General features: G+C 35.7%; 20 protein-coding genes, 1 tRNA gene and 1 other RNA gene. 16 read left to right on the top strand and 6 right to left on the bottom strand.

Annotated features, from left to right (window positions below; genetic code table 11):
* Positions 1–326 precede the first annotated feature (326 nt).
* Entirely contained in the window at positions 327–860 is a 534-nt protein-coding gene (locus MUA37_RS12200; RefSeq protein ID WP_002509929.1) for a hypothetical protein, read from the top strand.
* Positions 861–992: 132 nt separating this feature from the next.
* Positions 993–1,733 carry an alpha/beta hydrolase gene (locus tag MUA37_RS12195; RefSeq protein WP_262624651.1) on the top strand — a complete coding sequence of 247 codons (741 nt, stop codon included), beginning with the start codon at positions 993–995 and terminating at the stop codon, positions 1,731–1,733.
* Positions 1,734–1,867: 134 nt separating this feature from the next.
* Here MUA37_RS12195 and MUA37_RS12190 read toward each other — a convergent pair whose 3' ends face one another.
* Both MUA37_RS12190 and brnQ read right to left on the bottom strand, forming a co-directional pair.
* The gene (locus MUA37_RS12190) at positions 1,868–2,239 is read right to left on the bottom strand and encodes an iron chaperone (protein ID WP_002509931.1); all 372 of its coding nucleotides are present in this window, start codon (positions 2,237–2,239) and stop codon (positions 1,868–1,870) included.
* Between the two features lie 155 nt (positions 2,240–2,394).
* Complete coding sequence (brnQ, locus tag MUA37_RS12185) at positions 2,395–3,708, bottom strand: branched-chain amino acid transport system II carrier protein (protein WP_262624650.1); 1,314 nt, start codon at positions 3,706–3,708, stop codon at positions 2,395–2,397.
* Between the two features lie 279 nt (positions 3,709–3,987).
* Here brnQ and MUA37_RS12180 point away from each other — a divergent pair, with 279 nt between their 5' ends.
* From MUA37_RS12180 to MUA37_RS12165, 4 genes are all read left to right on the top strand, one after another.
* On the top strand, positions 3,988–5,316 hold the full coding sequence (locus MUA37_RS12180) for a sodium-dependent transporter (RefSeq protein ID WP_262624649.1): 1,329 nt from the start codon (positions 3,988–3,990) through the stop codon (positions 5,314–5,316).
* Between the two features lie 911 nt (positions 5,317–6,227).
* Positions 6,228–6,698, top strand: a complete 471-nt coding sequence (locus MUA37_RS12175) for a GNAT family N-acetyltransferase (protein WP_262624648.1) — start codon at positions 6,228–6,230, stop codon at positions 6,696–6,698.
* Between the two features lie 151 nt (positions 6,699–6,849).
* Positions 6,850–7,629: an arylamine N-acetyltransferase family protein gene (locus MUA37_RS12170; protein ID WP_262624647.1), complete on the top strand. Its 780-nt coding sequence runs from the start codon at positions 6,850–6,852 to the stop codon at positions 7,627–7,629.
* Between the two features lie 237 nt (positions 7,630–7,866).
* A complete protein-coding gene (locus MUA37_RS12165; RefSeq protein ID WP_262624646.1) occupies positions 7,867–8,844 on the top strand; it encodes a LysM peptidoglycan-binding domain-containing protein in 978 nt (325 codons plus the stop codon).
* A 51-nt stretch (positions 8,845–8,895) separates the two neighbouring features.
* Here MUA37_RS12165 and MUA37_RS12160 read toward each other — a convergent pair whose 3' ends face one another.
* Positions 8,896–9,156 (bottom strand): hypothetical protein, encoded by a 261-nt coding sequence (locus MUA37_RS12160; protein ID WP_021459301.1) that lies wholly within the window; start codon positions 9,154–9,156, stop codon positions 8,896–8,898.
* Between the two features lie 167 nt (positions 9,157–9,323).
* Here MUA37_RS12160 and MUA37_RS12155 point away from each other — a divergent pair, with 167 nt between their 5' ends.
* From MUA37_RS12155 to MUA37_RS12145, 3 genes are all read left to right on the top strand, one after another.
* A complete protein-coding gene (locus MUA37_RS12155) occupies positions 9,324–9,719 on the top strand; it encodes an NUDIX hydrolase (protein ID WP_021459300.1) in 396 nt (131 codons plus the stop codon).
* A 1-nt stretch (position 9,720) separates the two neighbouring features.
* Complete coding sequence (locus MUA37_RS12150) at positions 9,721–10,191, top strand: GNAT family N-acetyltransferase (protein WP_262615149.1); 471 nt, start codon at positions 9,721–9,723, stop codon at positions 10,189–10,191.
* 106 nt (positions 10,192–10,297) lie between these two features.
* Positions 10,298–11,542, top strand: coding sequence for an ammonium transporter (locus MUA37_RS12145; RefSeq protein ID WP_262615148.1), 1,245 nt, complete (start codon positions 10,298–10,300; stop codon positions 11,540–11,542).
* A gap of 131 nt (positions 11,543–11,673) precedes the next feature.
* On the opposite strand, the gene MUA37_RS12140 is transcribed toward MUA37_RS12145, so the two are convergent.
* From MUA37_RS12140 to gltC, 3 genes are all read right to left on the bottom strand, one after another.
* A complete protein-coding gene (locus MUA37_RS12140; RefSeq protein ID WP_262624645.1) occupies positions 11,674–12,456 on the bottom strand; it encodes a YibE/F family protein in 783 nt (260 codons plus the stop codon).
* A complete protein-coding gene (locus MUA37_RS12135; RefSeq protein WP_262624644.1) occupies positions 12,453–13,565 on the bottom strand; it encodes a YibE/F family protein in 1,113 nt (370 codons plus the stop codon). Before MUA37_RS12135 ends, MUA37_RS12140 begins: the two co-directional genes overlap by 4 nt.
* Positions 13,566–13,667: 102 nt before the next feature.
* Complete coding sequence (gltC, locus tag MUA37_RS12130; RefSeq protein WP_002509943.1) at positions 13,668–14,555, bottom strand: glutamate biosynthesis transcriptional regulator GltC; 888 nt, start codon at positions 14,553–14,555, stop codon at positions 13,668–13,670.
* 137 nt (positions 14,556–14,692) lie between these two features.
* Between gltC and gltB the strand changes: the two genes are divergently transcribed.
* The 7 genes from gltB to ffs all read left to right on the top strand — a co-directional run bounded on the left by gltB (position 14,693) and on the right by ffs (position 25,308).
* Positions 14,693–19,189: a glutamate synthase large subunit gene (gene gltB, locus MUA37_RS12125; protein WP_002509944.1), complete on the top strand. Its 4,497-nt coding sequence runs from the start codon at positions 14,693–14,695 to the stop codon at positions 19,187–19,189.
* 19 nt (positions 19,190–19,208) lie between these two features.
* Positions 19,209–20,672, top strand: a complete 1,464-nt coding sequence (locus tag MUA37_RS12120; RefSeq protein WP_002509945.1) for a glutamate synthase subunit beta — start codon at positions 19,209–19,211, stop codon at positions 20,670–20,672.
* A 60-nt stretch (positions 20,673–20,732) separates the two neighbouring features.
* A tRNA-Ser gene (locus MUA37_RS12115) sits at positions 20,733–20,825 on the top strand.
* A 209-nt stretch (positions 20,826–21,034) separates the two neighbouring features.
* Positions 21,035–22,462 (top strand): PTS system trehalose-specific EIIBC component, encoded by a 1,428-nt coding sequence (gene treP, locus MUA37_RS12110; RefSeq protein WP_262624643.1) that lies wholly within the window; start codon positions 21,035–21,037, stop codon positions 22,460–22,462.
* 93 nt (positions 22,463–22,555) lie between these two features.
* The gene (treC, locus tag MUA37_RS12105) at positions 22,556–24,190 is read left to right on the top strand and encodes an alpha,alpha-phosphotrehalase (protein ID WP_021459292.1); all 1,635 of its coding nucleotides are present in this window, start codon (positions 22,556–22,558) and stop codon (positions 24,188–24,190) included.
* Between the two features lie 22 nt (positions 24,191–24,212).
* Positions 24,213–24,938 carry a trehalose operon repressor gene (gene treR / locus MUA37_RS12100; RefSeq protein WP_021459291.1) on the top strand — a complete coding sequence of 242 codons (726 nt, stop codon included), beginning with the start codon at positions 24,213–24,215 and terminating at the stop codon, positions 24,936–24,938.
* Positions 24,939–25,038: 100 nt separating this feature from the next.
* Positions 25,039–25,308: signal recognition particle sRNA large type (ffs, locus tag MUA37_RS12095), an RNA gene on the top strand.
* Positions 25,309–25,483: the final 175 nt, after the last annotated feature.

Below are 25,483 nucleotides of genomic sequence, written 5' to 3'. Positions count from 1 at the left end.
GACGATAAATTTATGTATTAAGAACTTTGGCTTAAGTGAAAAAAATGACATGCTGTGCGTCCCCCATCATTAGTTTGTCTAAAGCTTATCATAATCATATGTAAATAATAAAATATTTATATAAGTTAATAAAATAAATTATTAAATATGAATATGATGTTAATGGTGGGTTAAATTTTGGGTGACAATTTTAATTATGTTAAAGTCAGCAGTGGCTTGTGGTTAGCATGTTGATGTTATGTAATACAAGTTAAGTTTAATTAAGAAGTGTGAACCTATAGCAAAACGGGGATAGATACAACGATAAGTTAAAAGGAGGTTTAATTATGATTAATATCATTTCAGCCATTGGTTCAATTGGGACATTTGTTATGGCATTATTTTATTTTGTTTCTGTGTCTATCCAATTGTATCAAATGAAAATAAGTTTTATTCCAGCATTAGGATTTAACCAAATACTCATTTCGCGAAATGATGGTAGATTAAAAGTTAGAAATATAGAGGATCATAACGAGTTAGAAAATGTAGACTATATCAAACTTTATAATTTAGGTGGCGGAGCTGCCAAAAATATTGAAATAGAAATCTTTATTGGAGAGAACGATGTACTTCAACGTAAACATGTTAGTATGTTGCCAAGTAAAGAAGGTTATTTATTACCGATAAATAATGATGTTTTTAAAGAAATCGATCGTACTTTGAAAAATAATGGCTACGAATCAGATTTACATGTCAAAATAACATATAAACATAACGTTAGTAGAAAGGCTCAAGAAGTCTATCTTAATGCTAAAATCGATAACTTTAACTCTTATGACGATAAAGCCGTTTATGAGTTACAATTTATTAGTAATGAATAGTTAGTTATATCATAATGATGTTGGTGAGTAAGACTGCTCATCAGCATTTTTTACTGTTTAACTAAGATAGCATCCATAACTACTGATGTTTGTTATAATAAAAGTGAGAATAAAAGCGTGGAGTGACAAAGAATGATTAAAGTAAAAGAACCCAATCCAATATATTTAGAGCATGAAGGTGCAGCCCATGCGGTATTATTATTACATTCGTTCACTGGGACGGTGCGTGATGTTAAACTGTTAGCTACGAAATTACATAAAGCAGGCTACACTTGCTACGTCCCTTCGTATAAGGGGCATGGAAAAATGCTTGAAGATTTGATGGCATACACTATAGAAGATTGGTGGCAAGATGCTCAAGATGGTTATGAGCTGTTACAAGACAAAGGTTATGATAAGATCACAGTGTTAGGTGTGTCTTTGGGAGGATTGCTATCCCTTAAACTGAGTGAAACCAAGTCAGTGCATAGTGTCGTTGCGATGTCAGTACCGTATAAAAAAGACGATGCTGGCTTAGCAATGCGTTTAGAAGCATATGGTCGACGTATGGGTGATATTTTAGGCTTAGACCAAACCGAAATAGAACGTCAAGTGGCTGATATACGCTCATACGAAGCGGGATTTGAAATGTTTAAAAATGTTGTAGATAACATTATGCTACAGTTGCCAAGTATCCAAGCACCTATAGTTATTAAATATGGTCAACAAGATGAACCAGCTTATGCTAAAAGCGCACATTATATTTATGAGCATATTGCACATCAACATAAGTCAGTCAAAGGTTATGAAGAGGGTGAGCATTTAATAACGCATGGTAAAGCTCGAGAAGCGGTAGAACAAGACATACTTCACTTTTTAGCCGAGTTACAATAGATATAAAAAACCTACTACCTTAACGCTAAGATAGTAGGTTTCATGCTGTCGACAACGTCTCCGACTTAGTTGGCAGTTTTTTTATGTCCGCAATGGTGGGTTTATTATGAATAATAGACCATCTATAGCTCTTGTTATTTACGCCAAAAAGTCGTGCAGTCTGCCTTGTCATCAATATTAAATTGAATCATGTCTCGCAGTAAAGCATAATCGATATCTTGTGTCCATTTAATACGGAATAAATTTTGTGTTTGGCTATAGCCTGCTTCAGTAATACGCTCAACAAAAGGTGATAGCCCTTGAGCTTCCGGCGTAACAGAAAAATGTTGTTTTGCCACACTAAAACCAATAATAAAAGTACCATGATCTGTAAACATTGGTTGGTTCCATTTGATTGTCGTTTCAAGTTGTGGGAAGGTCTCTGCCACCCATGTGAATAATTCAGCAACTTTTGTTCGGTGAGTTTCATTTTCGATAGTTTGTAAAAAAGGATTGAACATTTGCATAACATTCTCCTCCAGTATATATGTCTTACTTATCTAAGGATATTATATAGTAACCAGTAACGTATGACTAGTACAGAGACATCAGCTGTGCAATTAAGCATAATAATAAAATAAGCGATGGTGCCTTTAGGGCAGCCATCGCTATAAATTGAACGTTAATTTTGGTGAGTTTCCGGTTTTACGTTATTTCTTAGGAAATAATCAACAACAAGGCCAACGATTGTTAACACAATAAATGGTATGAGCCATGCTAATTGGATATTTGCTAATGGCAATAGTGTGTAGAGACGATTTAGTATGTTTAGTAAATCAAAATCAACAGCTATTTGTAGTAGTGAAATAATTAAAGTCACAATGGTTGGTATTATAAAAGTATATTTCATATCAAATTTAATGAAAATACTAAGTAACGAAATGAGTACTAATACGATAGACGTAGGATAAATAAATGTTAACAATGGTACTGCAATTTGTAAGATTAAATTCAGACCAAGTGTTGAAACTAAAAAGCCTAATAGTGAAAAAATTAGTACAAAGGATTTATATGAAATTTTTGGAAGTTTTTCCATTGCAAATGCGGCACAGGCATTAACTAAACCGATGCAAGTCGTAAGACACGCCAAGATGACAATAATACCAAAGATTAAGTTACCAAAAGTACCAAAAACACGTAATGAGTTAAAGGTTAGTATATCAGTACCATTTTTGAAACCAGGATGTGTGGTAGAGGCACCAAGATAAGCTAATGAAAAGTAAATAATTACTAATAATAGCGCTGAAATTAACCCGGCTTTAATGACACTTTTGACTAATGTTTTATGATCATTCACACCATTTAATTTAAACATTTGCACAATAACTACCGAAAAGGCGAGTGCAGCTACTAAATCCATTGTGAAATAGCCTTCGAGTATACCTGAGACTATTGGTGTTGATGTGTATTCTCCTCCCGGTTGTTGGACGGAACCTTCAGGGTTAATAAAGACTAACACACATAATAGTGCGATTATAAATATCAGAATGGGTGTTAAATATTTGCCTAAATTATCAATTATACGGCTTGGATAAAGTGTAATGATATACACAATGAAAAAGAAAACAATAGAAAATGCTATAAGTGTCCACTGATTATGTACGGGTAGTAAGTTTTTTGTGCCAATTTCATAAGCTACGTTAGCCGCTCGAGGAATACCATAAAGTGCACCGATTGATAAATAAATGCATATCGCAAAGATTAACCCGAAAATGGGGTGCACTTTATTTCCAATACTCTCTACACCGCCATTTTTATAAGCTACGACAATAACTGTTAAATAAGGCATTAAAATACCAGTTATTGCAAATCCGGCCATCGCTATCCACATGTTACTTTGAGCAGTATATCCGAGCATCGGCGGGAAAATTAAATTACCTGCCCCAAAAAAGAATGAGAATAGCATGAAACCAGATATTAATATTAATTTGTTCATTTCAATTACCTCAATTATTAGAAAAATCAAACTATTTTGATAAAGATAAATCTTGCACAAAACGCATACTAGTATACCATAATTTTAGGGTAAATACAATGAAATTTCTGACAATTATATTGAGCTAAAAGCCAATCTATAGGTTTATTTTTATTATAAAAATATATAAATAATAACTTCTTTAGATTCTATTGTGTTGGATTTTGAAAAATGGTATAGTAGATTCTATGTTTATTGAACGCTTTAACGTAATGAAGTTATATATAAAGGATGTTGGAAATGACTAAACAATCGCAATGGAAGACATCGACTGGTTTTATTTTAGCAAGTGCTGGCTCCGCTATTGGACTAGGAGCTATGTGGAAATTTCCATATATGGCAGGGGTAAACGGGGGCGGCGCCTTCCTATTAATGTTCTTAATCTTTACCTTACTTGTGGGTTTACCGTTACTAATTATGGAATTTACAGTCGGTAAAATGGGACAAACGTATACCACTAAAATTTACGAAAAACTAACAGGAAAAAAATGGATAAATATTATCGGTTGGAATGGTAATTTAGCAGTGTTTATCTTATTTGGCTTTTATAGTGTAATAGGTGGTTGGATTATTATTTATATTGGTAATGTGATATATCACATTGTAACATTACAAAGTAATCAAATTGGCAACTTACAATTCGATGCGTTAATAGGTAATCCATGGCTAACAATAGTTGGACAAGGGATATTTATACTCTTAACGATGGTGATTGTTATGTTAGGGGTAGAAAAAGGTTTGGAGAAAGCATCAAAATTTATGATGCCTTTACTCTTTATCTTCTTAATATTAATTGTGGTGAAATCATTGTCACTTGATGGTGCGATGAGTGGGCTACGTTATATTTTAGAACCGCGTGTACAAGATATTACGGTAGAAGGGGTCTTGCTAGCATTAGGGCAATCGTTTTTTACATTATCTCTAGGGACAACGGGTATGATTACTTATGCTAGTTATGCATCGAAAGAAATGACAATCAAAACATCAGCACTTTCTATTGTAGCTATGAATATTTTAGTGTCTATTTTAGCAGGTTTAGCAATCTTTCCAGCTATATCAGCTTTCGGTTACCAACCAACGGAAGGACCAGGGCTGTTATTTATAGTGTTACCGAAAGTATTTGAACAAATGTCCTTTGGATCAGGGTTTTATTTAATATTTTTAATACTATTTTTATTTGCAGCACTCACTTCTTCTATTTCGCTATTAGAATTGAATGTCTCAAATTTCACTAAAAATGATAATACTAAGCGTAAACGTGTAGCAGTGATAGGTAGTATACTTGTTTTTGTTATAAGCATACCTGCTACGTTATCATTTAGTAGTTTGAGTAACATTCGGTTTGCTGCAGGGACGATTTTTGATAATATGGATTTCTTAGTATCTAATATCCTAATGCCCATTGGCGCTTTAGGGACGACGTTAGTAGTTGGTCAATTATTGGATAAAGAAGCGTTACGTGAATATTTTGGACGCGATAAATTTAAACTGTTTAGTCCATGGTATTATTTAATTAAATTTATTTTACCTATTGTCATTGTCTTGATTTTTGTTGTTCAATTTATATAGTGTCACATAAAAGTACAAAGGTGGGACATCATTAGATTTCTGTCTCACTCCAAAACTGCCGATAAAGTCTCTGACTTTGTTGGCATTTTTTTGTGCACGCTTTCCGCGGGCACTGCCTTAGCCTGTAGTCTTCGGCAAGTGCTATTCCCGCAGGAGTCGGCCCAAAGCACTGCCAATATTATAGAAAAGACCTTAGAAGGACTAATATCCAAAGTCTATTTACTGACAATACAACAAGTGAATATAGATGAAGTTTCTGAATTTGTTGGCAGTTTTTTTTGTGCACGCTTTCCGCGGGCACTGCCTTAGCCTGTAGTCTTCGGCAAGTGCTATTCCCGCAGGAGTCGGCCCAAAGCACTGCCAATATTATAGAAAAGACCTTAGAAGGACTAATATCCAAAGTCTATTTACTGACAATACAACAAGAGACTATGATAAACTCTCTGACTTTGTTGGCATTTTTTTGTGCACGCTTTCTGCAGACACAGCCTCAGCCAGTAGTCTTCGTCTCGTGCTTGTTCCGCAGGAGTCGGCCCAAAGCACTGCCGATATTATATAAAAAGTCTTAGTCGGAATATCAGCTGAAGTTTCTCTATGTTCTAAAACAAGAGTGAGAAACATCATTGTTTCATCCCACGTCATAGATTGTCGATAAATTACTCGTCTTTGTTGGCAATTTATTATGCACGCTTTCCACTTTTTCAATGCTAGTCATCTTTGCTGGATTGGGAGGCTAAAACTTTTAAATATTACTTGATTGCTGTCCTTATCCCTTTTATGTTCAATAAGTGTAACTGCTTAAGTGCATTCGTCGATAAAAAATAAACTATCTATGACGAATGACAGACCGCAACATTCATGATAAATTTTTTACAAGTCAACGATAGAGGTGAAAATTAGGGGTGAACATTATGCAATTAGAAAACTATTCTACAAAATATGAGTTGCAGATACAGCAATATGAGTTAACAGAAACACAATTACAATTTACGGACTACCCTTGTAATAATATTCAACAAGCTAGTGACAAGCATCATCCGATTGTGTGTTTCAATCAAGATCGACATTTAGTTTGCTATTTCGCCTTACAAGAGCACCATGAATTTGAATCCTACACAAAACACAGTTCAACATTATTGTTACGTTGTTTTTCTACTGATACACGTTTTTTACATCAAGGATATGCAACAGCAGCTTTGCAAGAATTGCCAGCCTTTATTGCCGAATATTATCCACATATAACTAGCATAGTTTTAGGTGTAAATATAGATAATACAACTGCACAGGCACTTTATACAAAATGTCAATTTAAAGATTCAGGCCAACGTGTTCAGTGGCGTAAAGGCACATTAATGATTATGGAATTAGTACTCTCAAAATAAATGAAAACAACGATGGCATCGAACGTTTATATTATATAAGCGTTTGATTTTTTGTTTAGCGAAAGGCTTTAATTGTTTAAGCAAAGCTATTGCTTCATTATAGTTTACGGTGCACTATAAAATTAAATGATATTGAAAAGGATGATTTAAGATGACTGATTTTACACAGCTAGATGAATATATTAACGCTGATGTCGACACATATAACGAAGTGAATTTGGCCACGTTGAATCACCTCATTCAACATTATGTATTACATGTACCATTTGAAAATATTAATGTACAAAATAAGCAACCCATTGCATTAGATGATGAAAGTATGTTGCATAAAATTATTGTCGAACAACGTGGAGGCTTTTGCTATGAGCAAAACCGTTTGTTTCGCAACTTTTTAATGGCAAAAGGATTTACAGTCAAAATGGTTGCGGCAACGATTCATACGGGTGATGGATGGGCTATGGAAGGTTCGCATATGTCACTTGTCGTGACTTTACCAGAGGGAGAATTTGTAGCAGATGTGGGTTACGCAGATGTACCACAACAAGCCTTACCATTATCACAACCAAAAATTATCGAAGATATTAATGGTTACTTTAAAATTGAATGGGTAGACCAAACGAATTATCGGTTTTTGAAATATAACGGTAGTGCATGGGTTATACAGTATCAAGCTACGACTGAATCTCAAACGCTTGATGATTTTGCTGCAGGTATTGAATTTAATCAGCATGATCCACAGTCTATTTTTGTGCGAGAATTAATTGTTAGTAAGGCTAAAGTAGATGGACGTGTCACAATGTCTAAACGTAATATTACAATATCTACAAGCGACCAGAAAGAAAAAATAGCGATTGATAATATTAATTATCGAACATTGCTAGCATATTATTTTGGTATTGAAAATATTAAAATCAAGACTTTTGACGAGTAAAAATTAATGACATTTACATAACATATGAAGTTTTAACTAAAGTGTACGTTCTAATACCTTATATTATAAAAATATAGAGGCAATCAATTGAATTGTATATTTTTAATTAATTTTTACAATGCTTTGTAATCATAATGTCATCAAAAAAATATACTAATTAACAATTAGGACGTGTATAATATGAAAAGAAATGAAATGAATTTTAAGTTTTTACAGTATTAGGGAGGCTTATCAAAAGTGCAAAAGAAAATAATTGCGACAGTCATTGGAAGTAGTGCTGTGGCAGCAGTAGCCGCAACGCATGCAGAAGGGGCAACGACGTATAAAGTGCAGAGTGGGGACTCACTGTGGTCGATTGCGAATAAATATAATATATCTGTTTCGAAATTAAAATCACTAAATAACTTAACATCTAACGTTATTTTCCCAAACCAAGTATTAACAGTATCAGGATCAACAAGCTCATCTAGTTCAACATCAACGAGCTCAAGTTCTACATATTACACAGTAAAATCAGGAGACTCACTATCTTCGATTGCAGCTAAATACGGCACGTCTTATCAAAAGATTATGAGTTTAAATGGTTTAAATAATTATGTTATTTATCCAGGACAACGCCTAAAAGTTTCAGGATCTACATCAACTTCTACATCTGGCTCAACAAGTTCAAATACTTCGACAACATCTTATTATACTGTGAAATCCGGAGATTCATTATCTGCGATTGCAGCGAAGTATGGAACAACTTACAAAAAAATTATGGAGCTTAATGGATTGTCTGATTATTTCATATATCCAGGCCAGCGTTTGAAAGTATCTGGTAGTTCAAGTACTTCTAGTGGTTCTACATCATCAGGTACGAGTTACAAGACGCCAGTGTTTAATCACTCTAATTTATATGATTGGGGTCAGTGTACATGGCATGTATTCAATCGTCGAGCTCAAATTGGTAAAGGCATTAGTACGTATTGGTGGAATGCTAATAATTGGGATAATGCTGCACCACAAGATGGTTATACAGTAGATCGTAAACCTACAGTCGGCTCTATTTTACAAACTGATGCAGGGTATTATGGTCATGTTGCATTTGTAGAACGTGTGAATAGTGACGGCAGTGTCTATGTTTCGGAAATGAACTATAGTGCAGCACCAGGTGTTAAAACATTTAGAACGGTGCCTGCTTCACAAGTAGCAAATCATAAATTTATACATTAAATAAAAAATAGCGTAAACGTAGAGTGTGACTCTAGTGTTTACGCTATTTTTTTATTTCATTGATTTTAATCGCTTCACCGTAGTGACCAATGTACTTGCTAAGGTAAAAGTAGAAAATAATTTTACAAATTTTCGTGGTGATTTTAATGCAGTATAAAAATCTAAAATCGCACCAGTTGTTGAAATGGCCATGCTCGCATAAAGCAGTTTTTTGTTGTTAGAGCGATATGCATACCAATTAAATCCTTCTATCGCAACTCCAGTAAAATTAATGAAATTAGAGACGCGATGTAGTTTTGTTTTTTTAGCCATGATGTTACCTCCATTTATCTGTCGTTGGTGATACTTGTTTATAGTTATGTTGTATGTCTTATTTGATTGCAAGTTGAGCTATTCGCTCAATACTGCAATATGATAACATAACAATACTAACGAATGAAAATATTGTAATTGGAAATAACTAGAAGGTGTGATACGACATGATTACCTGTGTATGTTTAGTAGTGGAAACAGAGTCTGAATTATTACTTGTACAAGCTAGAAATAGAGCTAAATATTATTTCCCGGGTGGTAAAATTGATGATAATGAAACGTTGACCGCTGCACTCGTAAGAGAACTTGAAGAAGAATTAGGTTTAACTGTAGCGGAACATGAGTTGTATTATCGTAATATTGTTGTTGGTGAGGCCTATCCTCAACCCAATACATTGACTAAGCTGATTTGCTTTAGTACAACCCAAGACATCAATTGGCAGAACATCGAACCTGCAAGTGAAATTACTGATGTACAGTGGATAAAAAAAGATGATGTGACACGTATAGCACCAGCTGTACTAACTTGGTTGCAATCAGAAGATAATGAAAAGAGGAAGTAATATGTATTTTGAAAGTTATCGACCACAATTAATTCAAGATGTAATGGATTTTTATATACAATCCCACGATAGACAGTTTACTAAAACACCCGAAGATAACATTAAATTAGCAGAGCTTGATAATGAACGTTGTCCGACATTGGTCTATAATGATCGTCAGCAGTGCATCGCCTTTTTCACTTTGCATTTTGGTGGAGGAATAAAACCGTATACTACAAATGAACAAGCAGTGTTTTTTCGTTCATTTAGTGTCGACGCGCGTTATCGTAATCTCGGCATTGGTACAGCAGTAATCCAAGCGTTGCCACAATACATACATGAACAATTTCATATGATTACCGAAATTTATTTAGCGGTCAATGACACAAATGAACAAGCACAACGATTATATGAACGTTGTGGTTATCAATATTGTGGTGAGGGTGAGTTAGAAGACAAACGCGTGTATATTTTAAAACAAATAATAACTTGAATGATGTGTAATGTGTTATGAAAATTGACACACTATGTTACTTTTCATAACGCATTTTTGCTTTTGCACTATCAACGGTATATGCTCCTAAAAAGGAGTGAAGTATATGAATATGTCAGATACATTGTTTGTTTTTCTATGTACATTACTGGTGTGGTTAATGACACCGGGACTAAGTCTTTTTTATGGTGGCTTAGTGCAATCTAAAAATGTTTTAAATACTGTAATGCAAAGTATGTCTGCTATTGTCATTGTAACTTTTGTGTGGGTTTTGTCAGGATTTTCGCTTAGTTTTGGTCAGGGCAATGGGTGGTTAGGAGATTTTAGTTTTCTCGGATTACACAACGTAGGATTTGCTACTCATGAAAGTTTGTCGCCGCATGTGCCATTAGCTTTATTTATGTTATTTCAATTAATGTTTTGTACGATAGCAGTATCGATTTTATCAGGCTCGATTGCTGAAAAAATGAAATTTATACCCTACTTAATATTTGTAGGTTTATGGGTATTGCTTGTTTATAGCCCAGTAGCTCATTGGGTATGGGGAGGCGGATGGATCGAACATTTAGGTGCGATTGATTATGCTGGCGGTACAGTAGTACACATTACGTCCGGTGTTTCAGGTTTAGTGTTAGCTGTAATGATTAAGGCTGGACATAATGTAGATAAGCGACCACCACATAATTTAGTCATTACCTTAATTGGAGGTATATTTGTATGGTTAGGTTGGTATGGCTTTAATGTTGGAAGTGCATTTACATTAGATAATATTGCAATACTTGCTTTTGTAAATACTGTCTTAGCAGCCAGTGCAGGTGCATTAGGTTGGTCAGTATTAGAATATATATCCAAACAAACAACAAGTTTAATTGGGATGTTGTCAGGTATGTTAGCTGGACTTGTGGCTATTACGCCAGCAGCAGGCTTTGTTAACTATATAGAAGCAATAATCATTGCCTTAATTGGAGGTGGCTGTTGTTATTTAGTCATTAACTACATCAAAGTGAAACTCAACTATAATGATGCCCTAGATGCATTTGGTATTCATGGAATTGGAGGTATTGTTGGGGCGTTATTAACCGGAGTTTTCCAATCCAAAAACGCAAACCCTTCAATTCAAGATGGCTTACTTGCAGGAGGTCATTGGCAAGCAGTTGGCAGCCAATTCCTAGCTGTCTTTGTCACTATTATATTTAGTGTAGTTATGACATATATACTTGCACGTTGTATCGGTTATTGGACTTCATTGGCTACGACAAAAGATGAAGAACAGCTTGGACTGGATGAGACAGTGCACGGTGAACAAGCTTATTTTTATGGTGAAATGAATAAGTTCAAGCAACGCCGTTAATGTTGCACTTAGACAAGCAAAATGAGGCTGGGACAAATTAAAAATGTCCCAGCCTCATGTCGTATTGTCAGTAGATGGCTGAACTGATAACATGCTTCAACTCAACCTTTTGAACACAATTATTGCTCACATTACTTATCATTATCAGTTGTTTTGGTACTACGTTGTTCTTTAACAATCAGCCAGGATGTTAACCACGCAGTTATAGGTATACTTATAGCAACTGCAATACCACCTAGTAAAATAGTGACAAATTCTTGTGCGAAAATTTTAGAGTTAATAATGTGACCGAATGAATATTTTAGGTTGAAAAACCAAAAGAATAATGTGAGTTGGCCACCAAAATATGCAAGGTATATTGTATTGGCAGATGTTGCTAATATTTCACGACCTACACGCATGCCTGAATAAAATAATTCAGCTTGCGTTAAATGCGGATTGGTATCATACAATTCGTAAATTGGAGAACTGATCGTGATGGTTAAATCTATAACTGCAGCTATAACAGCTAGAATAACAGTAAAGACCATAAATTTTACCATATCTACGCCTATATTCATGGAAAATATATATGTTTCATCTTGTTGTTCTGTTGTGAACCCTTGTAAGTGACCTACAGCAACAGAACAATAAATCGCTACAATTAATAATAAAGTCGTTAGGATAGTAGCGTAAAACGCAGCACGTGTTTTAATATTATAGCTATTTAATACAAAGAGGTTGCACGCTGCAATGACAATACAAAAAATTATTGTCACTAAATAAATGGGTGCTCCTAAAATAATAAATACAATTGAAATAATGACAATGATAAAATTTAAAAATAAGGTAAGGTAAGAGATTAATCCTTTTTTACCACCAAAAACAAGCATCAGAACAAATAATATTAAACCTAAAATAGTAATTGCGCTCATTGCTTAACACCTCGCAATTTGAAGACCAGTTGCATCAAGATAATCGTTAATGGAATTGTTAACACAATACCAATGCCACCTGTGATTGCACGAGATATTTCTAAAGACCAATTGATAGAGAGCGTATAAGTTATAGTATTTGCGTTTTTTAAATAAATTAAAATCATTGGTAAACTACCAGATAAATATGAAAACAGCAAAATATTGGTCATTGTGCCCATAATATCTTGTCCAATGTTACGTCCAGCTAATGCCCAGCGTGTCATCTCAATGTTAGGGCTACGACGTAAAATTTCATACATACCACTCGCTATTGTAATAGCTACATCCATTACTGCACCAAGTGAGCCGACGATAACGGATGCTAAAAAGATAGTTTTAGGCGGTAACGTTAAGAAACTCATCGTTTCAAATTTCATCCCAGCACCATCCGTTGCTTGTATAACACCATAGGTAATCCCTATACAAAGGAAGGTACCTAACAGCGTACTTATAATTGTGACCAACGTTCGCCAGTGCCAACCGGTAATGAGTAATAAGGTTATCGTAGTTGACAATGTAATAGCGATACTCATTAAACCAAATAGACTAGTGTTAGGAAACTGTAAATGAAGATAAATTGCTGTCAGTATAGCTATGGTATTGAATATAAGGGATAGAATAGACTGAATACCGACCTTTTTACCTACTAATAAGATGACTAGTAAAAAAACACCCATAACTACCACGATGAGACTATCACGCTTTTTTTCTACAATATAGCCATCTCTTGGCTTTTTATCAATATGCATAAGTACTTTGTTGCCTGGAGAAAAAGCTTCACTGTCTGCTTGAGACTCTGTATATTCGTGTTTGATTTTAGTCGTTTCACCTTGGTATTTGCCATTCAACATATGTATGGTCAATTGATCTTGGTGCTTTGTATCATGGTTATGATGTTCATCGACAACCTGTTCGGTTTTCAGGTTTTGGATATTCGTAATTTGACCAATAGGTGTACGGTACATTTGGTCGTTTACTAAAGTGAAGATAAATACACAGATAAAAATAATACAAAATAATGTAATACTCCAAACAAATGGAGATTTAAACTGTCTTTTAAGGTTCATGTAGCGGACTCCAAACATTTAGTATTGTGACAGTGTGATTATACGCTTTGAATTTTAGGAATTCAAAAAATTGTATAACGATCAAAGATATGATGCATATGATTAATGATATGTAGCATCACGACTTAACAAAGTGATAATCGTGTTTTTGAGTAACGGCATATCGTGTTTACGATTGTCTTTGCGCGTCGCACAACAAATGGTACGTTTTAATTCAGTGTGAGCCAAAGAGCTTTCTACCCATTTGTTGTTAGGCTTATCAATAATGTGATAGGACGGTGTAATTATAAAACCACGGTTGTGTGTTAATAAATATTTTGCTAATTGTTTGTGCGTAATTATACGTACGCGCTGTTGAATTTGCTGTTCAAGGGTGTGCTTGATTGATTGTGGTGTTGCGTATAATTGATAAATGGTTTTGTCTTTAAATTGTGATAAAGGTGGATTGGTTGCTAATGCAATCGGGTCTTCTTTAGGTACACAAATATTATAAGTTTCCTCAAATAATGGAATGGTATCAAGGTCTCGGTGTTGTTTGATATCAGTGGATAAATCCATAAAAGCAACGTCGATTTGGTCAGATAGTAACGCGTTGGTGATTTCTGTTTCTTCCATTAACATAGGTTCTATTTTAGAGTCGCTTTGACCTTCGAATGTTTGAATTAATAAACTTAGCATTTGAGCAGTATAGCTTTCAACATAACCGATACGAATAACATAATGGTTTGTTTCAGATTGGTTATGAAATAAACGAACAGTGTCCTCAGCTTGTTCGACGATTTTGTTGGCTTCAACAAGTAACTTATGGCCATCGTCGGTTAAATGAATATTACGACCCTCTCGCTTAAATAGTGTGACGTTTAACTCACTTTCTAAATGACTAATTTGTCTACTAATGGCAGATTGCGCAATGTCTAATTCTAATGCAGCTTCTGAAAGATGCTCTCTTTTAGCAACTTCAATAAAGTATTTTAATTGTTTAATTTCCATGACAACACACCCTTTACACAATCGTTCTATTAATTAGAATAATATCATCTATTTTATATATTGAACAGATTGATTAGGTGCTATATAGTAATTCTACGTAATGAATATTCTGAATTTTCGTAAAAGGGGTGAATGTCATGCTCGAATCTGTAAAAAATGTGGGCTTATATGATAGTAGAGAAGAACATGATGCGTGTGGTATAGGGTTTTATGCCAACATGGATAATAAAAGAACACACGATATTGTTAATAAATCATTGGAGATGTTACGTCGATTAGACCATCGTGGTGGTATTGGTGCTGATGGAATGACGGGTGATGGTGCAGGTATCATGACAGAGATTCCATTTGAATTTTTCGCTAATCACGTTGATATTGATTTACCAGCTGAAGGTCACTATGCAGTAGGACTCTTTTTTGCTAATGAATCCATTGCAGGGACAAAGCATGAAAGCCAGTTTAATGCATATTTTGCTGAAGAGGGCATGACGGTATTAGGCTACAGAGAAGTTCCAGTCAACACTGATGCTATTGCACCACATGTTGCGAAAACGATGCCGGTAATTCAGCAAGTTTTTGTAGCATTAAATGATGTGTCGACTATAGATAAAGCATTGTTTTTAGCACGTAAACAAATCGAATATTACAGTGAAACACAAGGCTTAGCATTGTATTTTACGAGTTTATCGCATAAAACGATTGTTTATAAAGGTTGGTTGCGTTCCGATCAAATTAAACGTCTATATATAGATTTAACTCATGAATCTTATATTTCTAAGTTAGGTTTAGTACATTCACGATTTAGTACTAATACATTTCCAAGTTGGAAACGTGCGCACCCTAATCGCCTATTAATGCATAATGGGGAAATTAATACGATAAAAGGTAATGTGAATTGGATGCGTGCACGACAAGAACGATTAGTAGATACTGTTTTTGGAAAAGATAAACATAAAATTAAAACAATTGTAGATGAAGATGGTAGTGATTCGGCAATAGTCGATAATGCCTTAGAATTTTTAGCGTTAGCGATGGAACCTGAAAAAGCAGCGATGCTGTTAATTCCTGAACCTTGGTTATACAACAAAACTAATGATGCGAATGTTCGCGCATTTTATGAGTATTACAGTTACCTCATGGAGCCGTGGGATGGACCGACGATGATTTCGTTTTGTAATGGTGATAAAATTGGCGCGTTAACAGATAGAAATGGTTTACGACCAGGACGTTATACAATTACCGAAGATAACTACATTGTTTATTCATCAGAAGTTGGAGTTATCGATGTGCCTGAGGAACAAGTAGCTTTCAAAGGACAGTTAAATCCTGGGAAGTTGTTACTTGTAGATTTCAACCAAAATAAAGTGATTGAAAATAATGAGCTGAAAGCAAAAATTGCTGACGAGTTACCATATGAAAGTTGGCTAAGCCAATTTAAAGAAGATTTAGATTTAGCGCAAGTGCAATATCAGACTTCAGAGTGGGATGAGGAGACATTATCACGTTTACAAAGACAATTTGTCTACACTAAAGAAGAAATAGACAAATATATGACTGAAATAGTTGAAAATAAAAAGGATCCAATTGGTGCAATGGGGTATGATGTGCCAGTAGCCGTCTTGAATGACAAAGATGAATCTTTGTTCAATTATTTTAAACAACTATTTGCACAAGTTACAAATCCACCCATTGATGCTTATCGTGAAAAGATAGTAACAAGTGAGTTGTCTTATTTAGGTAGTGAAGGCAATTTATTACAACCTAATGAAGATGCGTTAAGTCGTATTCAATTACAAAAACCGGTATTAACAGAAGCGCAATTAGCTAAAATTGAAAATAGTCGCTTTAATGTGCAACGTTTATCGACATTGTATAGTCGTCGTTTAGAGGATGCTTTAGATGAGTTAGGAGAACAAGCGATTGCAGCTGTGAAACAAGGCAAGGAAATAATAGTGCTTGATGATAGTGCTTTAGTTGATGACACTGGTTTTGCTATGCCTATATTGCTAGCAGTCAGTCATATTCATCAACTGCTAATCACGCAAAATTTACGTATGGATACGAGTATTGTTGCGTTATCAGGTGAAACACGTGAAGTGCATCATGTAGCGTGTTTATTAGGCTATGGAGCGAATGCGGTCGTACCGTATTTAGCACAACGTACTATTGAAGCATTGACTAAGGATGGTCGTTTGTCTGGTGAAGTTATATCTAATGTTCAAACATATACAGACACACTTTCTGAAGGTGTAATTAAAGTTATGGCGAAAATGGGTATTTCCACAGTTCAAAGTTATCAAGGGGCACAAATTTTTGAAGCTGTAGGTTTAAGTCATGATGTGGTTGATCGTTATTTCACAGGCACGCAATCAAAATTATCAGGCATCTCAATTGACATGATTGATCAAGAAAATAAAGCGCGTCAAAGTGCAACATCACCTTATATTGAGTCGGGAAGTACATTCCAATGGCGTAAACAAGGCCAACGTCATGCGTTTAATCCGACATCCATTCATTTATTACAACATGCATGTCGTTTAAATGATTATGAGAAATTCAAAGCCTTTTCTGAAGAAGTCAATACAAAACGTACAGACCATATTCGGCATTTAATGGAATTTAAGCAACAAACACCGATTGATATTACTGAAGTAGAACCGGCAAGCGATATTGTACGCCGCTTTAATACAGGTGCTATGAGTTACGGTTCGATTTCAGCAGAAGCGCATCAAACATTAGCGGAAGCGATGAATCGTATTGGTGGTAAAAGTAATAGTGGTGAAGGTGGAGAAAACCCAGAACGTTATATTATTGACGAAGAAGGACGTAATCATTCAAGTGCTATTAAACAAGTAGCTTCAGGACGTTTTGGAGTAACGAGTGATTATTTACAACATGCGAAAGAAATTCAAATTAAAGTTGCGCAAGGCGCTAAACCAGGGGAAGGCGGACAATTGCCAGGTAGTAAAGTTTATCCGTGGATTGCGGAAGTAAGGGGTTCAACACCAGGAATAGGTTTGATTTCACCACCTCCACATCACGATATTTATTCAATAGAAGACTTAGCGCAGTTAATACATGATTTGAAAAATGCGAATAAAGATGCTGATATCACAGTGAAATTAGTGTCGAAAACAGGAGTAGGCACGATTGCTGCAGGTGTAGCGAAAGCCTATGCAGATAAAATTGTTATTAGTGGTTATGATGGCGGGACAGGTGCATCGCCGAAAACAAGTATTCAACATGCTGGCGTTCCATGGGAAGTAGGTTTAGCCGAAACGCACCAAACACTTATGATGAATGATTTGAGATCACGTGTAAAAGTAGAAACGGATGGCAAATTACTTACTGGTAAAGATGTAGCTTACGCTTGTGCTTTAGGTGCTGAAGAATTTGGTTTTGCTACAGCACCATTAGTAGTACTTGGATGTATTATGATGCGTGTGTGTCATAAAGATACATGTCCAGTAGGCATTGCAACACAAAACCAAGATTTACGTGCATTATTTAATGGACGTGCAGATCATGTAGTGAATTTCATGCATTTTGTAGCTGAAGAATTACGTGAGATTTTAGCGCAACTTGGCTTGAAATCCGTAGATGAACTTGTGGGACGCACAGATTTATTACAACGTGCACCTTACCAAAAACAGCGACCTAAAGCGAATACAATGGATATTGAAGCTTTGTTGTATCAACATGATGGGGAACGACATAAATCAATTGAGCAAAATCATCATTTAGACGAAGGCTTTGATTTAACACAATTATTCCCAGATGCTCAAGCAGCGATTAACGAAGGTAAGACTTTTAAAGGAAACTATCAATTAAAAAATGAACAACGTGATGTAGGCGTAATTACAGGTAGTGCTATCACGCGTGTTCATGGTGCAGAAGGTATGGCTGAAGATAGTATCAATGCCTATACAAATGGTCATGCAGGACAAAGTCTAGCAGCTTATACACCTAGAGGCTTAACGATTCATCACACAGGTGATGCTAATGACTATGTTGGTAAAGGATTATCTGGCGGTAAAATCATTGTTAACGCCCCTAATGCAGCGCGAGAGAATGAAATTATTGTTGGTAATGTATGTTTTTACGGTGCTTCTCATGGTAAAGCATTTATCAATGGACGTGCAGGCGAACGTTTCTGTATTAGAAATAGTGGTGTGCAAGTTGTAGTCGAAGGCATAGGGGACCATGGATTAGAATATATGACTGGTGGACGTGTAGTCATATTAGGAGATGTAGGTAAAAACTTTGGTCAAGGTATGAGTGGCGGAGTTAGTTATATCTTCCCATCAGATGTTGAACAATTCAAACAAGATAACGCCTTAGATACACTCGACTTTGATGAAGTGACGGTCGATGAAGAACGTTCTGTCTTAAGAGAGATGCTTGAAGAACATGTGAAATATACAAATAGTAAAAAAGCACAAGCACTTCTGCAAGACTTTGAACATATTGAAAGTAAGGTTGTCAAAGTAATACCAAAAGATTTCAAATTAATGATGCAGAAAATTGACTTACAAAAGCAAACAACACCGCAACTAGACGAGGCATTGCTTAAAGCATTTAATGATGAGCGCACACATATAGAAACTGACAAACCATTGTCGGCAGTATATTAAATCATAAGGGGGGATTTGCATGGGTGAATTTAAAGGATTTATGAATTATGACAAACAACAATTAGATGAGTTGTCATTAGTTGATCGTTTAAAGCATCATGCTGCAATACAACATAGATTTACTCGGGAAGAGGCATCTGTACAAGGTGCACGTTGTATGGATTGTGGTACGCCATTTTGCCAAACGGGGGAGCCTTTCGGTCGTGAGACGATAGGCTGTCCAATTGGTAACTATATTCCTGAATGGAATGATTTGGTATACAAAAAAGATTTTAAAACTGCGTATGAACGATTAAGTGAAACAAACAACTTTCCAGAATTTACAGGTTATGTTTGTCCAGCACCTTGTGAGCAATCATGTGTCATGAAAATTAATCGTGAATCTGTAGCAATCAAAGGTATTGAGCGTACCATTATAGATGAAGCATTTGAAAATGGCTGGGTACAGCCTACCCCGCCCAAAAAACGTAAACAAGAACGGGTAGCTATTGTGGGTAGTGGCCCGGCAGGTTTAACAGCGGCGGATGAGTTGAATAAATTAGGTTACAAAGTCACAGTATACGAACGCGCACAAGAAGCGGGTGGTTTATTGATGTATGGTATTCCTAATATGAAACTAGATAAAGATGTAGTGCGTCGTAGAATTCGTGTGATGGAGCAATCAGGTATCGAATTTCAAACTGACATAGAAATCGGTGTTGATATTTCTAAAGAAGACTTAACAGAAGCGTATGATGCGATAGTGTTATGTACAGGTTCGCAAAACGCACGTGATCTACCATTAGAAGGACGTATGGGCCAAGGTATTCATTTTGCAATGGATTATTTAACTGAACAAGCACAGTACTTAAATGGTGAAATTAGTGAAACTACGATTTCAGCTGAAGGTAAAAATGTAGTCGTCATTGGTGCTGGTGATACAGGTGCAGACTGTGTAGCTACTGCATTACGTGAAAACTGTAAATCTATCGTCCAATTCAATAAATATACGAAACAAGCAGAAGCTTTTGAATTTGAAGAAAATACCCATTGGCCATTACCGATGCCGGTCTTTAAGATGGATTATGCGCATAAAGAATACGAAGCGAAATTTGGTTTTGAGCCACGCGCATACGGTGTTCAAACGATGCGTTATGATGTGGATCATATAGGTAACGTCAAAGGAGTGTATACTCAAATATTAGAAGAAACTGATGAAGGTATGATGATTGTGGATGGTACAGAGCGTCACTGGCCAGCAGATTTAGTATTGTTGTCCATTGGATTTATAGGTACAGAAACTACAGTACCCCACGCGTTTAATGTACAAACTGAACGCAACAAAATTGTGGCTGACAACAAAGATTTCAGAACTAATCAAGCCAAAATTTTTGCTGCTGGTGATGCACGCAGAGGTCAAAGTTTAGTAGTGTGGGCGATTCAAGAAGGCAGAGCTGTAGCGGATGCTGTAAACAGTTACTTACTAGAGAAAACGCCAGTATAGATATAAAAATTATATTGACTTTTGAAACGGGCTATAATATCATTGATGTTGTGTTCGTTTGGAGGAATACCCAAGTCCGGCTGAAGGGATCGGTCTTGAAAACCGACAGGGGCTTAACGGCTCGCGGGGGTTCGAATCCCTCTTCCTCCGCCATTAAGAAGTAATCCAAGACTAATAGATACAAAAGGCAAGTATTCAAGTTGTTATTGAATATTTGCCTTTTTTATTTGTCTAAAACTCATAAGATAGCTCTTATACCCATTGTTATCAGTAAAGTGAAAGAAATAAAATGAAAACCTTTACATAACTTGTCTATACATGTATACTTTCTATAAAGATTAAGTGAATGGGAGTGATCTATCTTGGCTGTAAATAAAAAGGATGTTCAAGATATTGTTGCAGCAATTGGGGGAAAGGACAACGTTGACACTGCCACACATTGTGTGACGCGTTTACGATTGGTTTTAAAAGATGATGCTAAAGTAGATAAGGACAAGTTAAGTGATAATAAATTAGTAAAAGGACAGTTTAAAGCAGACAATCAATATCAAATAGTAATCGGTCCAGGTACTGTTGATGAAGTCTATAGTCAATTTATCGAAGAAACGGGGCAAACAGAAGCATCAAAAGATGATGCCAAAGCTGCTGCTGCCAAAAAAGGTAATGTAGTACAAAGGCTTATTAAATTATTAGGTGATATTTTTATACCTATTTTACCTGCCATTGTTACAGCCGGTTTGTTAATGGGGATTAACAACTTATTGACGATGGAAGATTTATTCGGACCAGATCCGTTAGTTAAGCAGTTTCCGCAACTCGGTGATATTTCTGATATCATAAATGTTATTGCCAATACTGCATTTACGTTTTTACCAGCTTTAATTGGTTGGAGCAGTATGAAAGTGTTTGGCGGAAGTCAAATTCTTGGGTTAGTACTTGGGTTAGTTTTGATGAATCCACAATTAGTATCGCAATATGATATTGCAAAAGGTAATATTCCAACGTGGGATTTATTTGGATTAGAGATTAAACAGTTAAACTATCAAGGTCAAGTGTTACCGATTTTACTTGCAGCTTATGTGTTAGCTCAAATTGAAAAATTCCTTAACAAACGTGTGCACGATTCTATTAAGATGTTAGTAGTAGGACCAGTAGCGTTGTTAATTACAGGATTTTTAGCATTTATCGTCATAGGCCCACTTGCATTATGGATAGGTGGAGGCATTACTAGTGCTGTTACATTTATTTTCCAACATGCAGGTTGGTTAGGTGGTGCCATTTATGGATTATTATACGCGCCACTTGTAATTACAGGTTTACATCATATGTTCTTGGCAGTCGATTTCCAATTGATGGGTAGTCAGTTAGGAGGTACTTACCTCTGGCCGATAGTAGCAATTTCAAATATTTGTCAAGGTTCAGCAGCTTTCGGTGCTTGGTATATTTACAAAAAACGTAAAATGGCCAAAGAACAAGGGCTTGCAGTAACTTCCGGAGTTTCAGGATTTTTAGGTGTTACAGAACCTGCAATGTTCGGTGTCAATTTACCATTGAAATATCCATTTGTTGCATCTATTGCGACATCATGTATTTTAGGAGCAATTGTAGGTGCGAGTGGTGTGTTAGGTAATGTTGGTGTAGGTGGCGTACCAGCTTTCATTTCGATTCAAAAAGAATTTTGGGTTGTGTACTTAATATGTACTGTCATTGCAATGATAGCACCATTTATTTTAACTATTATCTTTTCTAAATTTGCGAAAGATAATACGAAAGAATTAGTAGAAGAGTAAGTAGGTAATTGAATTAATATCAAGTGAAAATTAAACTCGCTAGTACGTTTATAGCGAGTTTTTATTTAATAATAGAAGAAGGTGGAATGTACTATGGCACATAACGACTGGAGAAAGTCGGTTGTTTATCAAATTTATCCAAAATCGTTTAATGATACGACGGGTAATGGTGAAGGAGATATTAATGGCATAATTGAAAAGTTGGATTATCTACAGTATTTAGGTGTTGACTACCTTTGGTTGACGCCGATATATGAATCACCAATGAATGATAATGGGTATGATATTAGCGATTACTATAAGATTAATGAACGTTTTGGAACAATCGAAGAATTTGAAACACTAATTAGTGAAGCACATAAACGCGATCTCAAGGTTATGTTAGATATTGTAATTAATCACACGTCAACCCAACATGAGTGGTTTAAACAAGCGTATTCGGCGAAAGACAGTCAGTATAGAGATTACTATTTCTTTAGAAAATCTTCAGATGGACAGCCTCCTACGAATTGGGAATCTAAATTTGGAGGTAATGCATGGCAGTATGACGCTGACACAGATGAGTATTATTTACACCTTTTTGATGTTACCCAAGCTGATTTGAATTGGGATAATAAGGCTGTACGTGATGCACTATATGACATGATCAATCATTGGATTGATTTTGGTGTTGATGGTTTTCGTTTTGATGTAATTAATTTGATTTCAAAAGGTGAATTTAAAGATTCTGACAAGATAGGTAAAGAATTTTATACAGATGGGCCACGTGTACATGAGTATTTACATGAAATGAACCGTCGTACTTTTGGTGATAAACCGATGATGACGGTAGGAGAAATGTCATCTACGACTATCGATAATTGTGTTAAGTATACGAATCCAGAACGACAAGAGTTAAGTAGTGTCTTCAATTTCCATCATTTGAAAGTAGATTATGTTGATGGCGAAAAATGGTCGAATGCTAAACTAGATTTCATTAAATTGAAAGAAATTTTGATGGAGTGGCAATTAGGTATATATGAAGGTGGCGGCTGGAATGCTATTTTTTGGTGTAACCATGACCAACCACGTGTAGTTTCTAGATTTGGGGACGATTCAACGCCAGAATTGCATCAAAGTAGTGCTAAAATGTTGGCAATTGTGCTGCATATGTTGCAAGGTACACCTTATATCTATCAAGGCGAAGAAATCGGCATGACTGATCCGTACTTTAGTGACATAAGTCAGTATAGAGATGTAGAATCACTCAACGCTTATCGTAAAATGAAACAAGACGGATATGCTGAAGATGAAATCATTGAAATTTTAGGGCAAAAATCACGAGATAATGCTAGAACACCAGTGCAATGGACAAATGAAGCTAATGCAGGATTTACTTCAGGTACGCCATGGATTGATATTCCTAATAACTACGATGTCATCAACGTAGAAGCGGCGATTAACGACCCGAACTCAGTATTACACACATACAAAAAGTTAATTGACTTACGCCATAACAACGATATTATTACGTACGGTAGTATAGAGCCTCTTTATATGGACCATAATGAATTGTTTGTATACAAACGCCATTATCAAGGTGCAACGTGGTTAGTTATAGCGAACTTCTCTAAAGAGTCTGTTGCCTTACCAGATGACTTGAATATTGATGGAGAATATATTGTACAAAATGGTGAGATACAGCATAATATATTAAGTGGTTTTGGAGCGGTAGTCATCGCTCAATAATTAAGTAAAAGAGTTGGCTGTTATGACGAAGAAAAAATTTATAACTATATATGAAGCATTGAAAGAAGAGATATTAGATGGAAGTTTGTCATACGGTGATCAAATTCCGTCAGAAAATGATTTAGTGCAAACTTACCAAGCATCACGTGAAACAGTAAGAAAAGCTTTGCATCTGTTAGTGAGTGATGGCATGATTCAAAAAATTAGAGGCAAAGGATCCATTGTCATTTATCAACAGCTAACTGAGTTCCCATTTGCAGATTTAATGAGCTTTAATGAAGTGAAAAACGAACGCGCACTCAAACACGCGACAAAAGTTCTGAAATTAGAACTTATTCCAGCAAGCGATGTTCCAATGGTTAAAGACAAGTTAGGATTAGCGCTGGGTGCCAAACTATGGCATATAGTTAGAGTGCGAACGGTTAATGGCCAAGTTAAAATTTTAGACGAAGATTATTTAGTCGAGTCTATCATTCCAAAAATAACTTTAGATATTGCACAACAATCAATTTATCAACACATTGAAGAAACATTAGGCTTAGAGATAAGTTATGCTAATAAATCTATTACTTTTGAAGCGTTTGGTGAGCAAGAAAAACGTGTTTTTGGTCCAGTCGAACCACCATATACGGCCACAGTTAGAGGCGTCGTACATTTAAAAAATACAGAACGTTTTCAATATACTGTGTCTAAACATATAGCGACTGAATTTAGGTTTAATGATTTTTCACGACGTCGTAAATTATAACGATTGGTCATTGGGCTTTAAGGTTGTGTAAAAAAATTATTAAGGCAATTTAAACGTTTAGCTTGCATTAATTAATGATTTTATAGTAATATAAAGTTTGCCGTGCTAGGTGGGGAGGTAGCGGTTCCCTGTACTCGAAATCCGCTTTACGCGAGACTTAATTCCTTTGCTAAGGGTACGTTTTTGTGAAGTCTGCCCAAAGCACGTAGTGTTTGAAGATTTCGGTCCTATGCAATATGAACCCATGAATCATGTCAGGTCCTGACGGAAGCAGCATTAAGTGGATCATCATATGTGCCGTAGGGTTGCCGAGATTTAGCTGTCGACTTTGGTAACGTTTGTGATACTTATTCGAAGCAAAGGTGCACGGTTTTAATATTAAAAATTATACATTTACATAAATTTTGAGGCTGGGACAATATTGATTCGTCCTAGTCTCTTTTCATATTGGCAGTAGCTGACTGCATTGAAAATGCGCTTCAAACCGAGCTTTTTTCAACGCTAGTCATCCTTGCCGGGGTGGGACAACGAAATCATTTTTTTCA

This window comes from Staphylococcus arlettae (assembly GCF_025560845.1).
GTDB classification, from domain to species: Bacteria; Bacillota; Bacilli; order Staphylococcales; family Staphylococcaceae; genus Staphylococcus; species Staphylococcus arlettae.
The sequence above is the reverse complement of the archived record's forward strand: the minus strand, read 5'-3'. Positions and strand labels throughout refer to the sequence as shown.